This window comes from Algoriphagus iocasae, assembly GCF_014206875.1.
Classification (GTDB): Bacteria; Bacteroidota; Bacteroidia; order Cytophagales; family Cyclobacteriaceae; genus Algoriphagus; species Algoriphagus iocasae.
The window spans coordinates 484751-500915 of sequence record NZ_JACIJO010000002.1; the positions used below are offsets into that span (position 1 = coordinate 484751).

15 protein-coding genes are annotated in these 16165 nt (G+C 40.0%); 9 read left to right on the plus strand and 6 right to left on the minus strand.

The window, feature by feature from the left end; genetic code table 11:
• Window positions 1–15 precede the first annotated feature (15 nt).
• Window positions 16–687: a class I SAM-dependent methyltransferase gene (locus tag FHS59_RS09520; protein ID WP_184494915.1), complete on the plus strand. Its 672-nt coding sequence runs from the start codon at window positions 16–18 to the stop codon at window positions 685–687.
• A gap of 3 nt (window positions 688–690) precedes the next feature.
• Here the strand turns inward: FHS59_RS09520 and FHS59_RS09525 are convergent, their stop codons facing one another.
• From FHS59_RS09525 to rbfA, 6 genes are all read right to left on the minus strand, one after another.
• Window positions 691–1479: a DUF3050 domain-containing protein gene (locus FHS59_RS09525; protein WP_184494916.1), complete on the minus strand. Its 789-nt coding sequence runs from the start codon at window positions 1477–1479 to the stop codon at window positions 691–693.
• Window positions 1480–1533: 54 nt separating this feature from the next.
• Window positions 1534–3324: an ABC transporter ATP-binding protein gene (locus FHS59_RS09530; RefSeq protein ID WP_184494917.1), complete on the minus strand. Its 1791-nt coding sequence runs from the start codon at window positions 3322–3324 to the stop codon at window positions 1534–1536.
• Between the two features lie 91 nt (window positions 3325–3415).
• Window positions 3416–4555: an N-methyl-L-tryptophan oxidase gene (gene solA / locus FHS59_RS09535; protein WP_184494918.1), complete on the minus strand. Its 1140-nt coding sequence runs from the start codon at window positions 4553–4555 to the stop codon at window positions 3416–3418.
• Between the two features lie 107 nt (window positions 4556–4662).
• Window positions 4663–5265 (minus strand): hypothetical protein, encoded by a 603-nt coding sequence (locus FHS59_RS09540; protein WP_184494919.1) that lies wholly within the window; start codon window positions 5263–5265, stop codon window positions 4663–4665.
• Window positions 5266–5444: 179 nt separating this feature from the next.
• Window positions 5445–6671 carry an FtsX-like permease family protein gene (locus FHS59_RS09545; RefSeq protein WP_184494920.1) on the minus strand — a complete coding sequence of 409 codons (1227 nt, stop codon included), beginning with the start codon at window positions 6669–6671 and terminating at the stop codon, window positions 5445–5447.
• A gap of 12 nt (window positions 6672–6683) precedes the next feature.
• A complete protein-coding gene (rbfA, locus tag FHS59_RS09550) occupies window positions 6684–7067 on the minus strand; it encodes a 30S ribosome-binding factor RbfA (protein ID WP_184494921.1) in 384 nt (127 codons plus the stop codon).
• Between the two features lie 94 nt (window positions 7068–7161).
• Between rbfA and FHS59_RS09555 the strand changes: the two genes are divergently transcribed.
• The 8 genes from FHS59_RS09555 (at window position 7162) to FHS59_RS09590 (ending at window position 16165) form a co-directional block, all read left to right on the plus strand.
• Window positions 7162–8547, plus strand: coding sequence for a hypothetical protein (locus tag FHS59_RS09555; RefSeq protein ID WP_184494922.1), 1386 nt, complete (start codon window positions 7162–7164; stop codon window positions 8545–8547).
• An 86-nt stretch (window positions 8548–8633) separates the two neighbouring features.
• Window positions 8634–10013 (plus strand): hypothetical protein, encoded by a 1380-nt coding sequence (locus tag FHS59_RS09560; RefSeq protein WP_184494923.1) that lies wholly within the window; start codon window positions 8634–8636, stop codon window positions 10011–10013.
• Between the two features lie 203 nt (window positions 10014–10216).
• Entirely contained in the window at window positions 10217–10825 is a 609-nt protein-coding gene (locus tag FHS59_RS09565; protein WP_184494924.1) for a DUF4255 domain-containing protein, read from the plus strand.
• Entirely contained in the window at window positions 10822–11949 is a 1128-nt protein-coding gene (locus tag FHS59_RS09570) for a hypothetical protein (protein WP_184494925.1), read from the plus strand. The genes FHS59_RS09565 and FHS59_RS09570 overlap by 4 nt, the downstream gene beginning before the upstream one ends.
• Window positions 11950–11963: 14 nt before the next feature.
• Window positions 11964–13706 carry a phage tail sheath C-terminal domain-containing protein gene (locus tag FHS59_RS09575; RefSeq protein WP_246388384.1) on the plus strand — a complete coding sequence of 581 codons (1743 nt, stop codon included), beginning with the start codon at window positions 11964–11966 and terminating at the stop codon, window positions 13704–13706.
• A gap of 26 nt (window positions 13707–13732) precedes the next feature.
• Window positions 13733–15217, plus strand: a complete 1485-nt coding sequence (locus tag FHS59_RS09580; RefSeq protein ID WP_184494926.1) for a phage tail sheath family protein — start codon at window positions 13733–13735, stop codon at window positions 15215–15217.
• Window positions 15218–15255: 38 nt separating this feature from the next.
• On the plus strand, window positions 15256–15690 hold the full coding sequence (locus tag FHS59_RS09585) for a phage tail protein (RefSeq protein WP_091696638.1): 435 nt from the start codon (window positions 15256–15258) through the stop codon (window positions 15688–15690).
• Between the two features lie 4 nt (window positions 15691–15694).
• Entirely contained in the window at window positions 15695–16165 is a 471-nt protein-coding gene (locus tag FHS59_RS09590; RefSeq protein WP_091696636.1) for a phage tail protein, read from the plus strand.

Here is a 16165-nt window from a genome sequence, read left to right on the forward strand (position 1 = left end):
TCCCCTGAGCAAATTATGAGTTTCATTACCGATTTATTCGCGGCATCTGACAATCCCAATTCTTTAGGAGCAAAGCTTAGAAATAAAAGACAACATGCATTCGAGTCTCTTTTTTTCAATCGGTTCAAAGATTTTGAAACCATAAAAATCCTCGATGTAGGAGGTACCGATTATTTCTGGAAAGACAGTTCTCTCCCGGAAAACCCAAAGATAGAAATCACACTTTTAAACCTAACCGAGGAAAAAACAAATCATCCTAGGATCAAAAGTGTCATCGGAGATGCCACAAATATGCCTGAATTTGAAACCAATAGCTTTGATCTGGTATTTTCTAATTCAGTCATAGAGCACCTTTACACTTGGGAAAATCAGGTGAAAATGGCCAATGAGATCCAGCGTGTCGGCAAAACCTTTTTTATCCAGACTCCAAATAAGTATTTCCCGATCGAGGCTCATTACGCCATACCTTTTGCACAGTACATGCCCAAATCAATTATGCTTCCAGTGCTCACAAAAACACGTCTGAGCAGATTGAAAAAATGGGATGCAAAAGATGCTGAACAGTATTTGGATGAAATCCTTCTTATTGATGGAGCTGGGATGAAAAAACTATTCCCAGGCGCTTCAATTTACAAAGAGCGCATGCTTGGCATGGTAAAATCCTTCTCTGCTCATAATCTGGCCTAAAGATCAGACCAGATTAAGATTTTTCTTTTTAATCATTTGATGGATTCCGTCCCAAAGACCTTTTCTAGCCACTAAAGCTTCTCTGGCAGCATTTTCTGACTCCTTCTGTTTCTCAGGGTCATCTCCCATTAACAGGCTCATCATTCTCCATGCTAATGGACCATGCTCCTCTTCATCGAGGTGAATATGACGATCAAAATAATAAGAAAGGGTACTTAATTTCTCAGGCTGATTTTTTACCAGTTCATCTACCAACTTCCTGAAAAGATCCGGAATCAAATCTTCCCTTCCCAAAGTAAAAGATGCTGCGATTTCATGAGGCTTTCCCTGCATCACCATTTTGTAATTGACAAGAAGGAAAGAAGTCACAAAATCTGGTAAATCGAGATTTTTTATAGCCTGCTCAAAATCTACTCCCTTCTCTAGCTCAGCTGTTAAAGCATTTATTTTATCCGTAGAAGCACCTGCTTCTTTCATGGCGGTCAGATACAGTTCAAAATGACTGCAAAACCCACCATTCCCATCTTCATCACTTTCCTCCGCGAGAACAATGTCATTGATAAGACGTGCTGCCATAGAATCCTTTGCTGGAAGCCAAGGAAGAGACATTCCTGTCAGTCTAAACTGTAGGGCCTTGAGTAAACTCATAAAATCCCAAACAGCAAAAACATGGTATTCCATGAATTTCTGAAAATCAGAAAGAGACTCTAAATCTTTATAAATAGGGTGACTTAGTAATACTTCGCGTTCAGGATGAACCGATTGTATTAATCTATCCAATGGTGAACTCATAAATTTTTTGGAAGATATACGAAGATGTGTTTTTTGTGGATTTCTAAGAGAAAATCAATTTTCGGCAAATTGAAGTCTAACCAAGTTGGCGTAGAAACCTTCATCCTTTTTAAGAAGGTCCTGATGGTTTCCTTCTTCGATAATTTCTCCGTCTTTTAGAACGTAAATTCTATCTACTTTACGGATGGTAGCCAATCGATGTGCAATAATAATGGTGGTTCTACCTTTCATCAATTCATCCAAGGCTTCTTGTACCAAAGACTCAGATTCTGCATCCAACGAAGAGGTTGCCTCATCCAAAATCAAGATTGAAGGGTCTTTCAAAATGGCTCTGGCAATGGCTACTCGTTGTCTTTGGCCACCAGATAATTTTACCCCTCTCTCACCAACCAAGGTTTCCATTCCTTCAGGAAACTGATTTATAAACTGCCAAGCATTTGCCTTTTTCGCCGCCTCGATAATTTCCTCCTCAGTCGCATCAGGCTTTGCATAAGCGATATTCTCACGGATAGAACCTCCAAAAAGTAGCACTTCCTGTGGAACAATACCCACTTTGCTTCGAAGTGCCTGAAGATCCCAATTGTTGATGTTTTTATCATCCACTAGAATACTTCCTTCCTGGATTTCATAAAACCTCAATAACAATTGGATGATGGTGGATTTTCCAGCTCCGGAATGTCCGGCCAAAGCCACTTTTTCCCCTGGATTCACGTGGAAAGTAAGATCTTTCAACACCTCCACTTCAGGTCTGGTAGGATAATGGAATTTGATATTCTTGAAATCGATTTTTCCCCGGAAATTCATAGCCACGTCGCCACCTGCGGCTTCCGCTTCCTCTTCCAAAATCTCCAACACTCTTTCTGAAGAACCGATCGCTTTCTGAACTTGTCCATAAATGTCTCCCAAACCAGCAATGGAACCTCCGATAAAAGTGGTGTAAAGCACAAATGAAACTAACTCGCCCACGCTCATGTCTCCTGAACCTACTAAGCTTGCACCGTACCACATCACAGCCACAATTCCCCCAAACAATGCAAAAATGATAAAGGAGATAAAAGCCCCTCTATATTTTGCCTGACGTAAAGCCACTCCGACAACGGAATTTAAACCTTTGCCATACCGCGCAGATTCGTAAGCTTCACCTACAAATGACTTCACAGTACTGATTGATTGAAGTGTTTCTTCCACAATCACATTGGCAGCAGCCAATTCATCCTGAGTCTTTTTAGAAAGCTTTCGGATAAACTTTCCGAAAATCATGGCAATCAATACCAACACCGGGAAAGTTCCCAGCATAAACAAGGTAAGCTTTGGAGTATTGAAAAGCAGAAATGCGACTCCAGCGATCAAAGTGATGATCTGTCTGAAAAATTCTGCAAGTGTTACGGAAAAGGTATCCTGAAGCAGACTGACATCTGCAGTGATCCGGGAGATGAGTTCGCCAGTTCTTCTTTTATCAAAGAAAGTCATTGGCAATCTGACCATTCTGGAATAAAGAGCCAATCGAATATCTCGCATGGATCTCTCAGAAACTAACGCGAATAGCCAAACTCTAAAAAATGAAAATATACTTTGGACAGCTAAAATGCCAACCAAAATCAATGCGATAGAATTAATATCTGTAACGATCCACTCAGTACCCTGAGCCGCATCAATCAGCTTTCCAGCGACAAATGGAAAGGTCAATAAAGTGAGTGATGAAAGCAGGAGAAAAACCAATCCCAAAATAAATGCCCATTTGTAGGGCATCAGAAATCTGAATATGGTTCCGATTTTCTCTAAATTCTGCTTCGACAACTTCCTCTTTTCATGCTCTTCCAAAGCAGTGCCTCTTTGTTTTGCCATTAGACTTATGTGGTAATTGAACAGACAAAAGTAAGGGTTTTTGAATGTTTATCCTCTCCAATTATAGAATTCCCATCTATGAGGGCTTTTCTTAATCAAATTTAAATCTCGTGGGCTTTTCTGTAACACAATCAGCCAAGTATTCGCCTAATGCTGCCGAATGCTTGAAACCATGGCCTGAGCAGGCAGAAACCCACCATTCATTCGCAATTTCGGGGTTTTGCTTAACCATAAATCTGGCATCCTCTGTAACCGTATAAAAACATACAGTAGACTTTAAAAAGTTGTTTTTCAAGCCGGAAACACGGTTTTCCACTTTTTCTTTCCAAAACTTTTGTTGCTCTTCAATACTAACTTCCCTTTCTATCAAATCCGGATGGGATACCTCGAAAAAGGACTCTGTAGCCATCTTGATTGACTTTCCATCCAAACTTGGAAATCCATAGATAAAATCTTCCGGATCGGCTCCAATCCCCCACATAAATACAGGTGAATTTTCCCAATCTTTATCCTCAATTTCTATCCAGTGAAGAATTTGTCTGCAAATCTTCAGCTTCTCTTCCTCTGCCCTTGGTAAAAAATCCTTGATCCATCCACCGGAACAATTGATGACTTTCTCTGTATAAAATTTTACTCCTCCCACATTCACTTCAATCTCATTTTCAGATGATCTGCTGACCGTGGTAACAGGACTATTAGTGAGAATTTTTGCTCCATTTCGCTTAGCAAGATCTAATTGCGCCCGAATTGCCACTTCTGGTTTTAGGTATCCCGCTGTGGGCTCAAAATATCCCGACGCATTGGCTTCCAATCGAAAGTTCGGATATCTCTCTCTAAGCTCCTTTGCATTTAAAAGTTGATGAGCTATTCCAAATGCTTTTGCAAAATCAACTGTTCTTTTGAAAAAACCGTCCGATCCATGCTTTGACCAAGGAGATTTTCCCGAGTCCATCAAAATTCCTCCACAAGAAGTGAAAATTTGAGTATTGGATTCTATTTCTATTGTTTTCCAAAGCTCATGAGAGCGCATCACTATCGGAACATACTCTGGAGATTCCCCCACAGCCAATCTGGTAATCCGCGTTTCTCCATGAGAAGAACCCAAGCTATGCGGAGGATCGAAGCGATCAATCCCTAAAATTGACAAGCCACGCTTAGAAAGTTGGTAAAGGGCCGCAGAACCTATTGCGCCCAAACCAATGACAATGACATCAAACTTTTTAGAAAGCATAGAATCCAAACGCTAATTAGTGGCTAGTTGGCACTGAAATTAAAAAAAAAGGCAATAATCTGAATTACCAGTGTTATTGCCTGTCTTATATAAACTGAGGTATGCTTCTACTTTTTGCCCATTTGAGCATCAATCAATTCTCTTTTCAATTTACGCTCACGCTCCAATGTATTTTTTCGATGGGCGTCAAATTCTTCCTGAACTTCCACCAAATCGTTTTGTGCTTTTTTGATTTTCTTGAAACTACGGAAATACTGAAAGGAGAAAAAGCCCAGTGCCGCAGCCAAAATAGCGACCAGTAACCACATCATAGAAGAGTAAACCGCTTTATGAATTCCCATCCCTAAAAAGGTGAAATTGTCTTTGGCAGCGATCGCCTCTTCCTTTTCCATTTCTGCTTGCTCCAAGTGGGAATTCATACTCCCGATGGAATCTTTTTGACTGGTAATCTGATTATTAAGATCCAAAACTTCCTGTCTCATGGTCCGCATCGAATCAAGAATATTTGATTTGAGCTTATCCAAATTGGTTCGCTTTACAACTTTATATTCCTGAAAATTATTGGACACATTATAGATGTAATCAAATTGGCTATCGATCGTGCCACTGTTTAAAGATCCCTTGTCTGTGTCATCACCTTGAGCGAATGAAAGGTTTCCAAATCCTATCAAAACGTACAGCAGACAACTAAGGGAGAATAATCTTAACATTGGGTATAATTTTAACAAATTGGGGGATTCGCTTCGGGCTTCAATAAACATGCCCTCGGACAAAAATAGACTCATTTTTTTAAAAAACTCCCCAATTTCTTTTCAATTTTACGGGTTACCGATTGGTCCTCAAACCAATACATGATTTTGCTTGAGGTTTTTGGAAAAATTCCCGAAAATCAGATCTCCTTTACCGTATCTACTTTTGATGCAATAAAGGCAGGTCTATAGCTCGCTAGAAGGGTGATTCCCACCACTGCCATACTAATCCAAACGAAATCTGTCCAGATCATTTTTACTGGATAGGCATCGATTACAGCAGAGGAAATTCCCAAGGAAACCAAGCCAAACTTTTCCTGAACAAGGCAAATCAAAAATCCTAAAATCAATCCAATTAAGGCACCGCTGAAAGCAATCATGGAACCTTGTTTTAAGAATATTCTACGTATCAATTTGTCAGGAGCTCCCATGGCTTTCAATACTGCGATGTCCTTTTTCTTCTCGATGGCAAGCATACTGAGAGAAAAGAAAATATTAAAAGAGGCAATCGCGAGAATGAATGTGAGCGTCAAAAACACAAAAAGTTTTTCAAGTTTAACTGTTCGAAGTAGCCCAGCATGCTGCTCATCGGTGTTTTTCACCAAAAACTTTCTCCCCAATAATTCTTTCAATCTAGCCTGAACCGAATTGATAGATTTACCTTCCTCCACTTTAATTTCCAGTGAAGTCCTCCTATTCCCATAATTCAGGAGGTTTTTAGCAAAATCCAGCGGAGCAATAACATATTCATCATCAAATTGGCGATCAATGCTGAAAAATGCAGCAGGGTCTAAAATCGCCGAAGAATACAATTGATTGGGATCAATCGTGGCTGCAGACCGAGGAGCTTTTGGATAAAAGACTTTTAATGGGACATTGATGTCATTCAGGTTGATCGAAAGATAAAATCCGACTCCCCGGCCTAGAATTGCTGCAGGTCTCAGCTCAGTCCCCAAAGTCGTATCTCCCCAAAAATACCCTCTTGAGAATCTTCCTTGATCCAGAAAATTATCAGAAACACCTTTCAGTCTAGCCACCATTTGATTTCCATTGTAATCAAATAGAGCATTGTCTTCAATAACTTCCGTCAAAATCTCCACTCCTTCGATTGACCGAATGCTGTCTAGCCAATCTTCTGTCACTTCAAAGCTTTTCCCCTCAGCCACTTCGATTTTCAGCTCTGCATCAAAGCTTGCAAAAAGTCCTCTGATCAAATCCTCCAATCCATTAAACACAGACATGACAATCACCAAGGCCATGGTGCCCACAGCGACACCTACCATCGAAATGGTCGAAAGTATCGTGATGAAATTCCGCTTCTTTTTGCTTCGGAAATATCTGCCTGCTATAAAAAAACTAAGGTTCAATCTGGCCTATCGTTAATCTTCTGAATCCTCTTCCTCTTCTTCTGGAGCTTCCGGGATGTTCAAATCAGAAATCACCTTATCCATGTGCTGTGCATAAGATGCCGAATCATCCGGGAAAAAGGCGATTTCAGGAATTACCCTAACAGATTTTCCAATTCTTTTGGCTAGCTGATGCCTGATTTCTTTTTTATGCTCATTGATCAACTTAAAGGTCGCATCAGGATCGCACAGCAAAAAACTGAGATACACTTTTGCAAAACCTAAGTCTGGACTCACCAAAACACGTGTAATGGTAATCATCGCTCTTCCTACAAGATGCTTGGCGTCTTTTTGAAAGATGTCTCCAAGTTCTTTTTGGATTAATTTGGAGTATTTTTGTTGTCTTTTACTTTCCATGTGAAGTATTTGTGGTACAAATTTAGCGAAATAGTTGGGCAAGCTTTAATTTCGGGCTGTCACATCCCAAGTCAAACTCAATATTCCGAACATCTTGCTTCAATTTTTCAAAGTCAATGACCCTTTTAGGCTGGTAGGATTAGCAGTTTACCTGCTTATTTTCACTACGCTTTATCTTGTTTGGAACTCTACCCCTTTAACTTCTCTTCAGTTGACCTGGATGGTTTTAGGAGAGAGATTAGGCGAAGGTTTCTTTCTATATCAAGATATTATTGATGACTCTGGCCCCCTTTCGGCAGGATTTTTTACAATGGTGGACTTTCTATTTGGTAGAAGTCAACTCGCCTATGAATTAATCGGAAGAGTATTTATTCTGTTTCAAATTATTTACTGGAACACCATTCTGATCAAATATAGAGTGTTTGATGAGAACACCTACCTCCCGGCGATCATAATGGCGGCACTTTTCCATTTTTCATTTGACATGCTGTCGCTAAATCCAGCGATGCTAGGAAGTACATTTTTGATTTTGGCTTTGGGACAGCTTTTTTCTCAAACAGTATTACAAAAAGAAACCAGCGAATCAACCTTACTGATAGGGATCTATGGCGGTTTGGCTGCCGGATTTCATCCAAGTTATTTGCTTTTCCTTCCATATATGATCATCACTGGCATTGCCATCAGTGGTTTTTCTTTTAGGCAATTGATGCTTTCTTTGGTAGGATATGTGCTTCCGATCTTATTCATCATCGTTTTTTATTATTGGAATGATGGCCTACAGGAAGCAATAGATATTTGGCCAATGATCTTGGTATCAGAGAAAATCTCCTATCAATCTGTCTGGAGTTGGCTGATCTTGGCTTCTTTCCCAATAATCCTTTCAATGGTTGGCTATTTCTTAAGTGCTGTTTTAAAAGGCTCAACCATCAATCAGCAAAAACAAAGACAACTCATTATCCTGTGGCTGATATTTGCAGCTGCTGAATTCTTCTTTATCAAAAAACAAGCGGCCTTCCAACTGATCATTTTTATACCGGGACTTACCTACATGATCACGCAGTATTTTCTGTATCTGAAAAGAGGATTGATTTCCAATTTGAGTTTTTATCTATTGATTTTTGGATTGCCAATAGGTGCTTGGTGGTTTTGGCAAACGAAGGTGGATAACCCAAAGTACTTCGTTTCTGAGCAGATTAACCCAGCTTTAAATGGAAAAGAAATCATGATATTGGGTCCGGACATTTCCGATTATCAAAACTCCAAATTAGGAGGCCCATTTTTAAATTATTCACTGAGCAAAGTGTACTTGAATCAGGATCGGGATCTTCCGGAAAAAGCACGGCTTTATCAGATGTTACAAAACCAGGAACCCCAAGTAATCATTGACCAAGAAGGACAGTTTGAAGCAATTTTAAATGATTTTCCTGAATTGAGTAGGCATTATGTTTTAGATAAGAAGGGTGTATTTGTTTTAAAATAGAAGGGTAGATATTTGACATTCAGATAGATAAAGGGTATTTTTAATGACCCTTTTTTTATTTCCATTTTTCAAATAACTCACTTTTCATGCATACGATTGGCCAATTGCTGGAATCATGTTCTATCAATGAAAAGAACCTGCTTCTCCAATACATTTCTATTAAGAACTCACCGAGTTCTAAAAAATATCGGCTTTTAAAATTGATGATCAAAAACCCGGAATTGAAAGATCCTGAGTTTGCATCCATTATTTATGATTCATCAGAACATTCTGCCTATTCTCAATTGAAAAAAAGGCTAACTGAAGAATTGATTTCCCATATCAGTTTGATCAAGAAATCCAGCTTTCAAAAAGAAAACTGCAAACGAATGCAGGTCATCGAATTACTTCAAAAAGGCCAGCATTTTCTACATCTTGACCTTCAAAAAGAAGGGGTGAAATATCTAAAGAAAGCCTTGGAGCTTGCTGGAAGACAAGGTTATACAGATTTGGTATTATGCATTCATGAGACTGCCAGAACGGCTGGAGTAGCAGAGCCATTGAATTACGATGAGCTTTTCCGGTTGAAAAACGCTCTTTGCAAACAATTAGAACTAACCCTGAATAATTCTAAAGTAGAGCCAGAGCAAAATAAAGCGAATTTGATTTCTCTCAAGAAATCTGTCTTGCAGACAGAGTCAAATAATGAGGTGTTGAACTTACTTGAGAAAAGCGAAATGTATTTAGAGCAAAATAGTCTTAAAAAGGCCTCAATTGCTATACAAGATGCCGAATCCATTCTTTATTCCTACCCTTCTATCCATCAGCCAGAAATAGTTTGGAGATTGAATTTGACACAACAATCGGTGTTATTGAAATATGGAGCTTATGAAGAATTGATTAATAATTGTCAAAAAACATTACAGATAAAAGGGATACCGGATCATGTGAAGGTTGAGGTATACAAGAATGAATGGTTTGCGGCTTTTTATCTCGGATATAATGAATTGGCAAAAAAAATACTTTTAAAGTTAGCACAATACCGAACTCAGTTGAATCAAAATATCTGGCATTATTATGAATCTTACCTTTTATTTCAGGAAGGAAAATTTCAGGAATCCCTGCACCTGAATCACGATTGTCAGCGCTTACTTAAATCAAATACGGATTACTTTTTAGGGTCGAAACTTTTTGAAATGATGATTTTAATCGAAAGAAATGAATGGGATTGGCTAGAGTTTAAGTTAGAAAATTTTCGAAAGACACTTTATGCTACCAAAAGCAAAACCAAAAACAGAATTCAATCATTTTTCCATTGCCTTCAGCATCTCCAAAAATTAACCGATTCCTCACGTTCAATGGAGTTAAAAAAGTTTAGGCATTATCAATTATTAACTAGTGAAAACGAATCCTTTTCCTGGCAACCTGGAACATTTGAATTGATACCTTATCATCAGTGGATTGAAAAATTGTTGAAGGTGAATTGATCCTTTATTCACCTAAAAACCACTTGACTTAAACCCGGATTTTAGTCATTACTAAGAAATTATTAAATTTTAAACATCTGATTTTTAGTTATTTAAACAAATGATTGCATAATATTTTGTGTCAATTTTTTGAAATCCTTCCTTTTGTTAGGCTTTTAGGAATAGTAAATTTTATGCATTCATAGTGATCTATTTTTTTAAAGATGATTTATTCAGCGTTAGAATTTTTAACTCAAGAGCTCAATGCCTTTATCAAATTAAAGGTGGGTGACCCTGTAGGAGATAGAATTGTTCTGTCCTCTGTGACAAATGAAACCGGGATCATCATTCCAGACAAAAGTCTTGGTTTATCCCTGATCAATATTGAGGAAGAACGGACTATCAAGGAGCAGCGGAGCACCTATATAAATGCTGTTGGAAAAACAGAAAAAAGAAACCCTGATATCCAACTCAATCTTTATGTACTGATCACTGCCAATTTTCAGAACAAAAATGCGAATGACAGTACCGATGATTATGTGGAGGGGTTGAAACAGCTCGGTTATGCCATCTCTTTTTTTCAATCTAAAAATGTTTTTACCAAAGAAAACAGTCCTTCACTTTCCGGAAAAGATCCTGGACTTACCAAAATTGTAGTAGAGCTCTACAGCTATTCATTTGAGCAGCTTTATAACTTCTGGACTGTCGTTGGCGCCAAATATCTTCCCTCTGTCCTTTATAAGGTCAAAACCATTCGTATTCAGGAAAACCAACTTCTGGAAAGCGGTGATCCAATTGAAAAAATTCATCTTAATTCCCTGCACAAATCATGAGCATTATCTACACACGCCTAGGCGAAGTAGCGCTTCGCCATGATTTCTATCAAGATGGTATTGCCAAAGGGATTCAAATTCGGCCTACTCAAGAAACTATGGGGCTACTAAAAAATGGAAGAATCCTTTTTAAAACTACTCTTGGTGGAGCCGTATTACTTTATCTAGCCGAGGAAGATGAAACCACACCTCTCAGTCCTTTAAAAGTTCCTCTTTCATTTTTCTTTTATCTGTATCCTGAGAATGTAGGGTCATTCTATCAGATTACAGATCTGGATGAAGGCAGCAAAAAATACGAAAGCGGAAAAATCCCTTTCTTTTACAATACTCCTAACCAGGCATCTACAGATTCTGCCTCCCCGGAAATTCTTTCCTATCGACTGTTGGATGGAGCCCCGAGAAAAGTTTTTTCATTGGATGTAAAACTAAATCCCGAACCTGCTTCGGTCAGACTCAAGGTTAGAAACTCAAAAGGAGAGGTTATTTCTGCCGCTAGATCTTCGACTGGTGAATGGCTCCCTGATTTAACCGAAATCTTTCCTGACTCTCAGGGGAAATTCCGTCTGGTTTTTGATCTATCAGGAAAGGCGGAAGGACTTTACACAATAACGCTTCGGGATGAGGCAGATAGTACAGACCTTTGGTCCAAAGAGTATTTTTTGGCAGATGATTTCCCTAGTTCTTGTATCGGACTTTTTGAAATCAAATATGACCCAGCACCTGCTCACCTATATGGCCCCAAAGAATATTATCAACTCAATTTTACAAGCCTAGAAAGTCTTTGGACCTATTTCATAGTAAATGGGAATGAAAAAATTGATTTGGTCACGAGTAATCTATCTATTCAGGATGACGGGAATGAGGGATCTGTCCCATACGGCACTTACAATTTCAATCAAATAGGGGCGAGTCCAAATGTGGATATCAAACTCAATGGAAAAGAAACGGTCGTTTTCCGCTCCCAATCGAAGATTCCCTACTTCGAAATCCCTAAGCTAAATCTCAAGCTGGTCAAATCACCAGGAAATCAAGTATTGATTCCTAACCTACCCAATCCCTCTAGATCAGCGGCAACAAAGGATTCCGGTGGTGAAATCAACACAGAAATATATGTATACATCTAGTAAATAAATCGAAAATGGCAGACTTTAAAACCCCAGGGGTTTATGTTCAGGAAATATCAACCCTCCCCGCATCTATTGCTCCGGTTGCCACGGCGATCCCGGCCTTTGTCGGTTATACCGCATCGAGAACAAAGAATGGAGAAACTCTCCCGATCAATAAACCGGTGCGTATTACCTCTTACCTCGAATACAAAGAGATTTTTGGAGAATCTTATCCTGAAGATTATGGTGTTACATTGACATTAGATGCAGATGGGAATACCCAGGTCGCTATCAATGATCCGACTAATTTTTCTCCATACCGGATGACCTACCAGCTTTATATGTATTTCAACAATGGAGGCGGTCCATGTTATATTGTGTCAGTAGGAGCTATGGATCCTGGTCCAAATCCTGCCCCAACATCCATTGTAGCTACGGCTTTGGCTGCAGGAATAAAAGCCCTGGAAGAAGAGGATGAACCAACACTTTTAGTGGTTCCTGAAGCTGTGATTTTAAGTACAGTCGATAGAAAAACGATACATGACAGTCTTTTAGCCCAGTGTGAAAAGCTTCAAGATCGATTTGCGATTATGGATGCTCTTCACATTTCAGGTCAAACTGTAGCTGAAGATGGTGCTACTTTTAGGTCAGAGGTAGGAACGAGTGATTTGAAATATGGAGCAGCCTATTATCCTTCTCTTAAAACTTCACTTTATAAATATTATTCAGAAAGTAAGCTTACCATTACAGACAATCGTGGTGGAGCTGGACTAGGTCCATTTCACAACAAGAGTCTATTTGCATTGGGAAATGGAGATGCCTTTGCGACAGCCACAATACGAATAAATAATACTCCAAATATTACAGGTGATGTATTCACTATTGGAGGCACAGCTTATACTGCAGGCACTTCTTTTACTCCTGGAGCTACAGACATCAATACAGCTGATGCGCTGCTAGCTGCAATCAATGCAACGGCAGACCCTCTTTTTACAGCATCCCGTACACCTTCAACCTCCACACTTACATTAGTTGCTACTAATTCGGGAATCGATGGAGCTTCCATTCCTTTGACTTATGTGGATGATAGCGATAACGGTGGAGCGGTGGTATCTGGAGCAGGCACTTTTTCTTGGCAAGCTCCAGACAAAACACTTTACAATACCATCATAGCCAAGCTTCAGTCCAAAAAAATGGAATTGTATCCAAGTGCTTCTATGGCCGGAATCTGTGCCAGAGTGGATCGTCAGCGCGGAGTATGGAAAGCTCCTGCCAACGTGGACGTTCGCGGGGTAAGTAGACCTGTTGTCCTTGTAAATGCCGAAGATCAAGGTTTGCTCAATGTGGATCCAACTTCCGGAAAATCTATCAATGCCATTCGCTTCTTCCAAGGAAAAGGAAACTTGGTTTGGGGAGCAAGAACCTTAGCCGGAAATGATAATGAGTGGAAATATATCCCAGTTAGGCGTCTTTACATCTTTGTTGAGGAATCCGTGAAAAAAGCTACCGAATTTGTGGTTTTCGAACCCAATGACGCAAATACTTGGCTACGGGTAAAAACCATGATTGAAAACTTCCTAAGCAATTTATGGAGGGACGGAGCATTGGCGGGAGCAAAGCCAGAAGATGCATTTTTTGTAAACGTAGGGCTTGGCAAGACCATGACAGCCTTGGATATTTTGGAAGGCAGACTCATCGTAGAAATCGGAATGGCGGCAGTAAGACCGGCAGAATTCATCATCCTGAAGTTTTCTCATAAGCTACAGGAATCCTAATCTTTTAAACATTAAATAAACAAGCCATGGCAAGTCAATCTACCCCCGGTGTTTACATACAAGAGATCACCACACTTCCTGCTTCTGTAGCATCTGTGGAAACTGCCATCCCTGCTTTTATCGGACATACCGAAATCGCTATCAAGGATGGAGAAAGCGTCAAAACCATTCCAACACGCATCACCAGCATGCTGGAGTTTGAAACAATTTTTGGCAAAGCAAACCCCGAAGCTTTTACCATTACTGTCGAAGACACTTATCCGGGCTCCCAGGGAACTCCTGGAAAGATGGAAAGCAGAAAAGTCAGTGCAGTTCCTCCAGCAACGCCTAGTCCCTACAAGCTTTACTACTCCTTACAGATGTATTTTTCGAATGGTGGGGGACCTTGCTACATCGTCTCAGTCAATGACTTCGGCAATTTGCCTGCAAAAGGTGATTCCACTGATGAGGATTCTCTTTTGGGTGGTTTGGAAGCATTAAAAGGAGTGGATGAACCAACTTTGATCGTCTTTCCTGATGTCATTGAGGCGGTACTCCCAGATACAACGGGATCTGTATACAAGGACATTTACGATGCTGCATTGGCACAATGTGAATCTTTGAAAGACAGATTCGTGATAATCGATGTAAAAGATGTTACCGCAGATCCATTCGCCGATGCCCAGAATTTCAGAGACAATTGCATTGGTATTTCAAATCTAAAGTATGGAGCAGCCTATTATCCTAACCTAAGCAGTGCATTAAATTATGCCTTCTCTCCTACTGATCAAACGATCACCCACACCAATATTTATAACGGAGGTGGGGCTAATGACGCAGGAGTTCATGATACTTTGCCACTGGAAGCAAGCAATCCTGCAGATCCAAGTGTTCTTAAAAACGATCCAAGTTTGTACCGATCTATTATTGCCGAAATCAATAAAAGCTATATCACTTTACCTCCTTCAGGAGCAGTTGCTGGAATCTATGCAAGAGTAGACCGTCAACGTGGTGTTTGGAAGGCTCCTGCAAATGTAGATGTAAGAACAGTCATAGGGCCTTCCAGAAAAGTGTCTCATGATCAACAAGCAGACCTAAATGTGGATGCCACTTCAGGAAAATCCATCAATGCCATCAGAACTTTTACTGGCAAAGGGACTCTCGTTTGGGGAGCAAGGACTTTAGCAGGAAATGATAATGAATGGCGATATGTCCCTGTAAGAAGACTCTACATTTTTATTGAGGAGTCAGTCAAAAAGGCAACTGAGTTTGTGGTCTTTGAGCCAAATGATGCTAATACCTGGCTAAGAACCAAAACCATGATAGAAAACTTCCTCTCCAAACTATGGAGAGATGGAGCTTTGGCCGGAGCAAAACCGGATGAAGCATTTTTTGTAAAAGTTGGATTGGGACAGACCATGTCAGCACAAGACATTCTGGAAGGTAGACTGATCATAGAAATCGGATTGGCAGCAGTTCGTCCTGCCGAATTTATTATCCTGAAATTCTCACATAAGCTTCAGGAATCCTAAACTTAAAAATCAAGAACAGAAATTAAAATCATACAATTATGGCAGTAGCATATCCAGTTTCCGTCTTTCATTTTCAGGTAGAATGGGGCGGTTCACGCATCGGTTTCACAGAAGTATCTGGCCTGACTGTGGAGCTTCAAAGCATAGATTACCGGGAAGGTAGTTCCCTGGAATATCATGTGAGCAAAATGCCAGGTATTCCCCAATACTCAAACATTACTTTGAAAAGAGGCATTTTCCGAGCTGACAATGAATTTTTCCAGTGGCTCAATACCGTCAAAATGAACAACATCGAAAGACGGGATTTAACCATCAGCTTACTCAATGAAGAGCATGAGCCGGTAATGGTTTGGAAAGTCAAAGAAGCTTGGCCTTGCAAAGTGGAAGGTCCATCTCTGAATTCTACTGGGAATGAAGTGGCCATAGAAAGCATTGAGCTATGCCACGAAGGCCTGGCTATAGAGACTCCATAATTCTATGGCTTTATTTTATCCACCTACTGGCTTTCATTTCCTGGTTCGCTTTGAAGGGTTGCTACTAAAATATCCAGCAATGCCGGATTTTGGATTCCAGGAGGTTTCCGGTTTGAGCGTAGAAATCGGGGTGGAGGAATATGCGGAAGGAGGAGAAAACCGCTTCAAACATAGAATGCCAAATCCGGTCTCCTACCCCAACTTGGTATTAAAACGGGGGATGGCCATCAGCTCCCAGATTGCAAAATGGTTTAAGGACAGCGTGGAAGGCTTTGAATTTGAAGCGCAGGACATTACGGTTATTCTTTTGAGTCCCGAAAAACTGCCTTTGCAAGCCTGGAATTTTGTCAATGCCTGGCCAGTGAAATGGTCCATCGAAGGATTCAATGCGATGGAAAACACCATGATGATCGAAAACATAGAATTCGCTTATCAATACTATCGAAGAATCAGTCCAGACGATCTTTTGCCATAA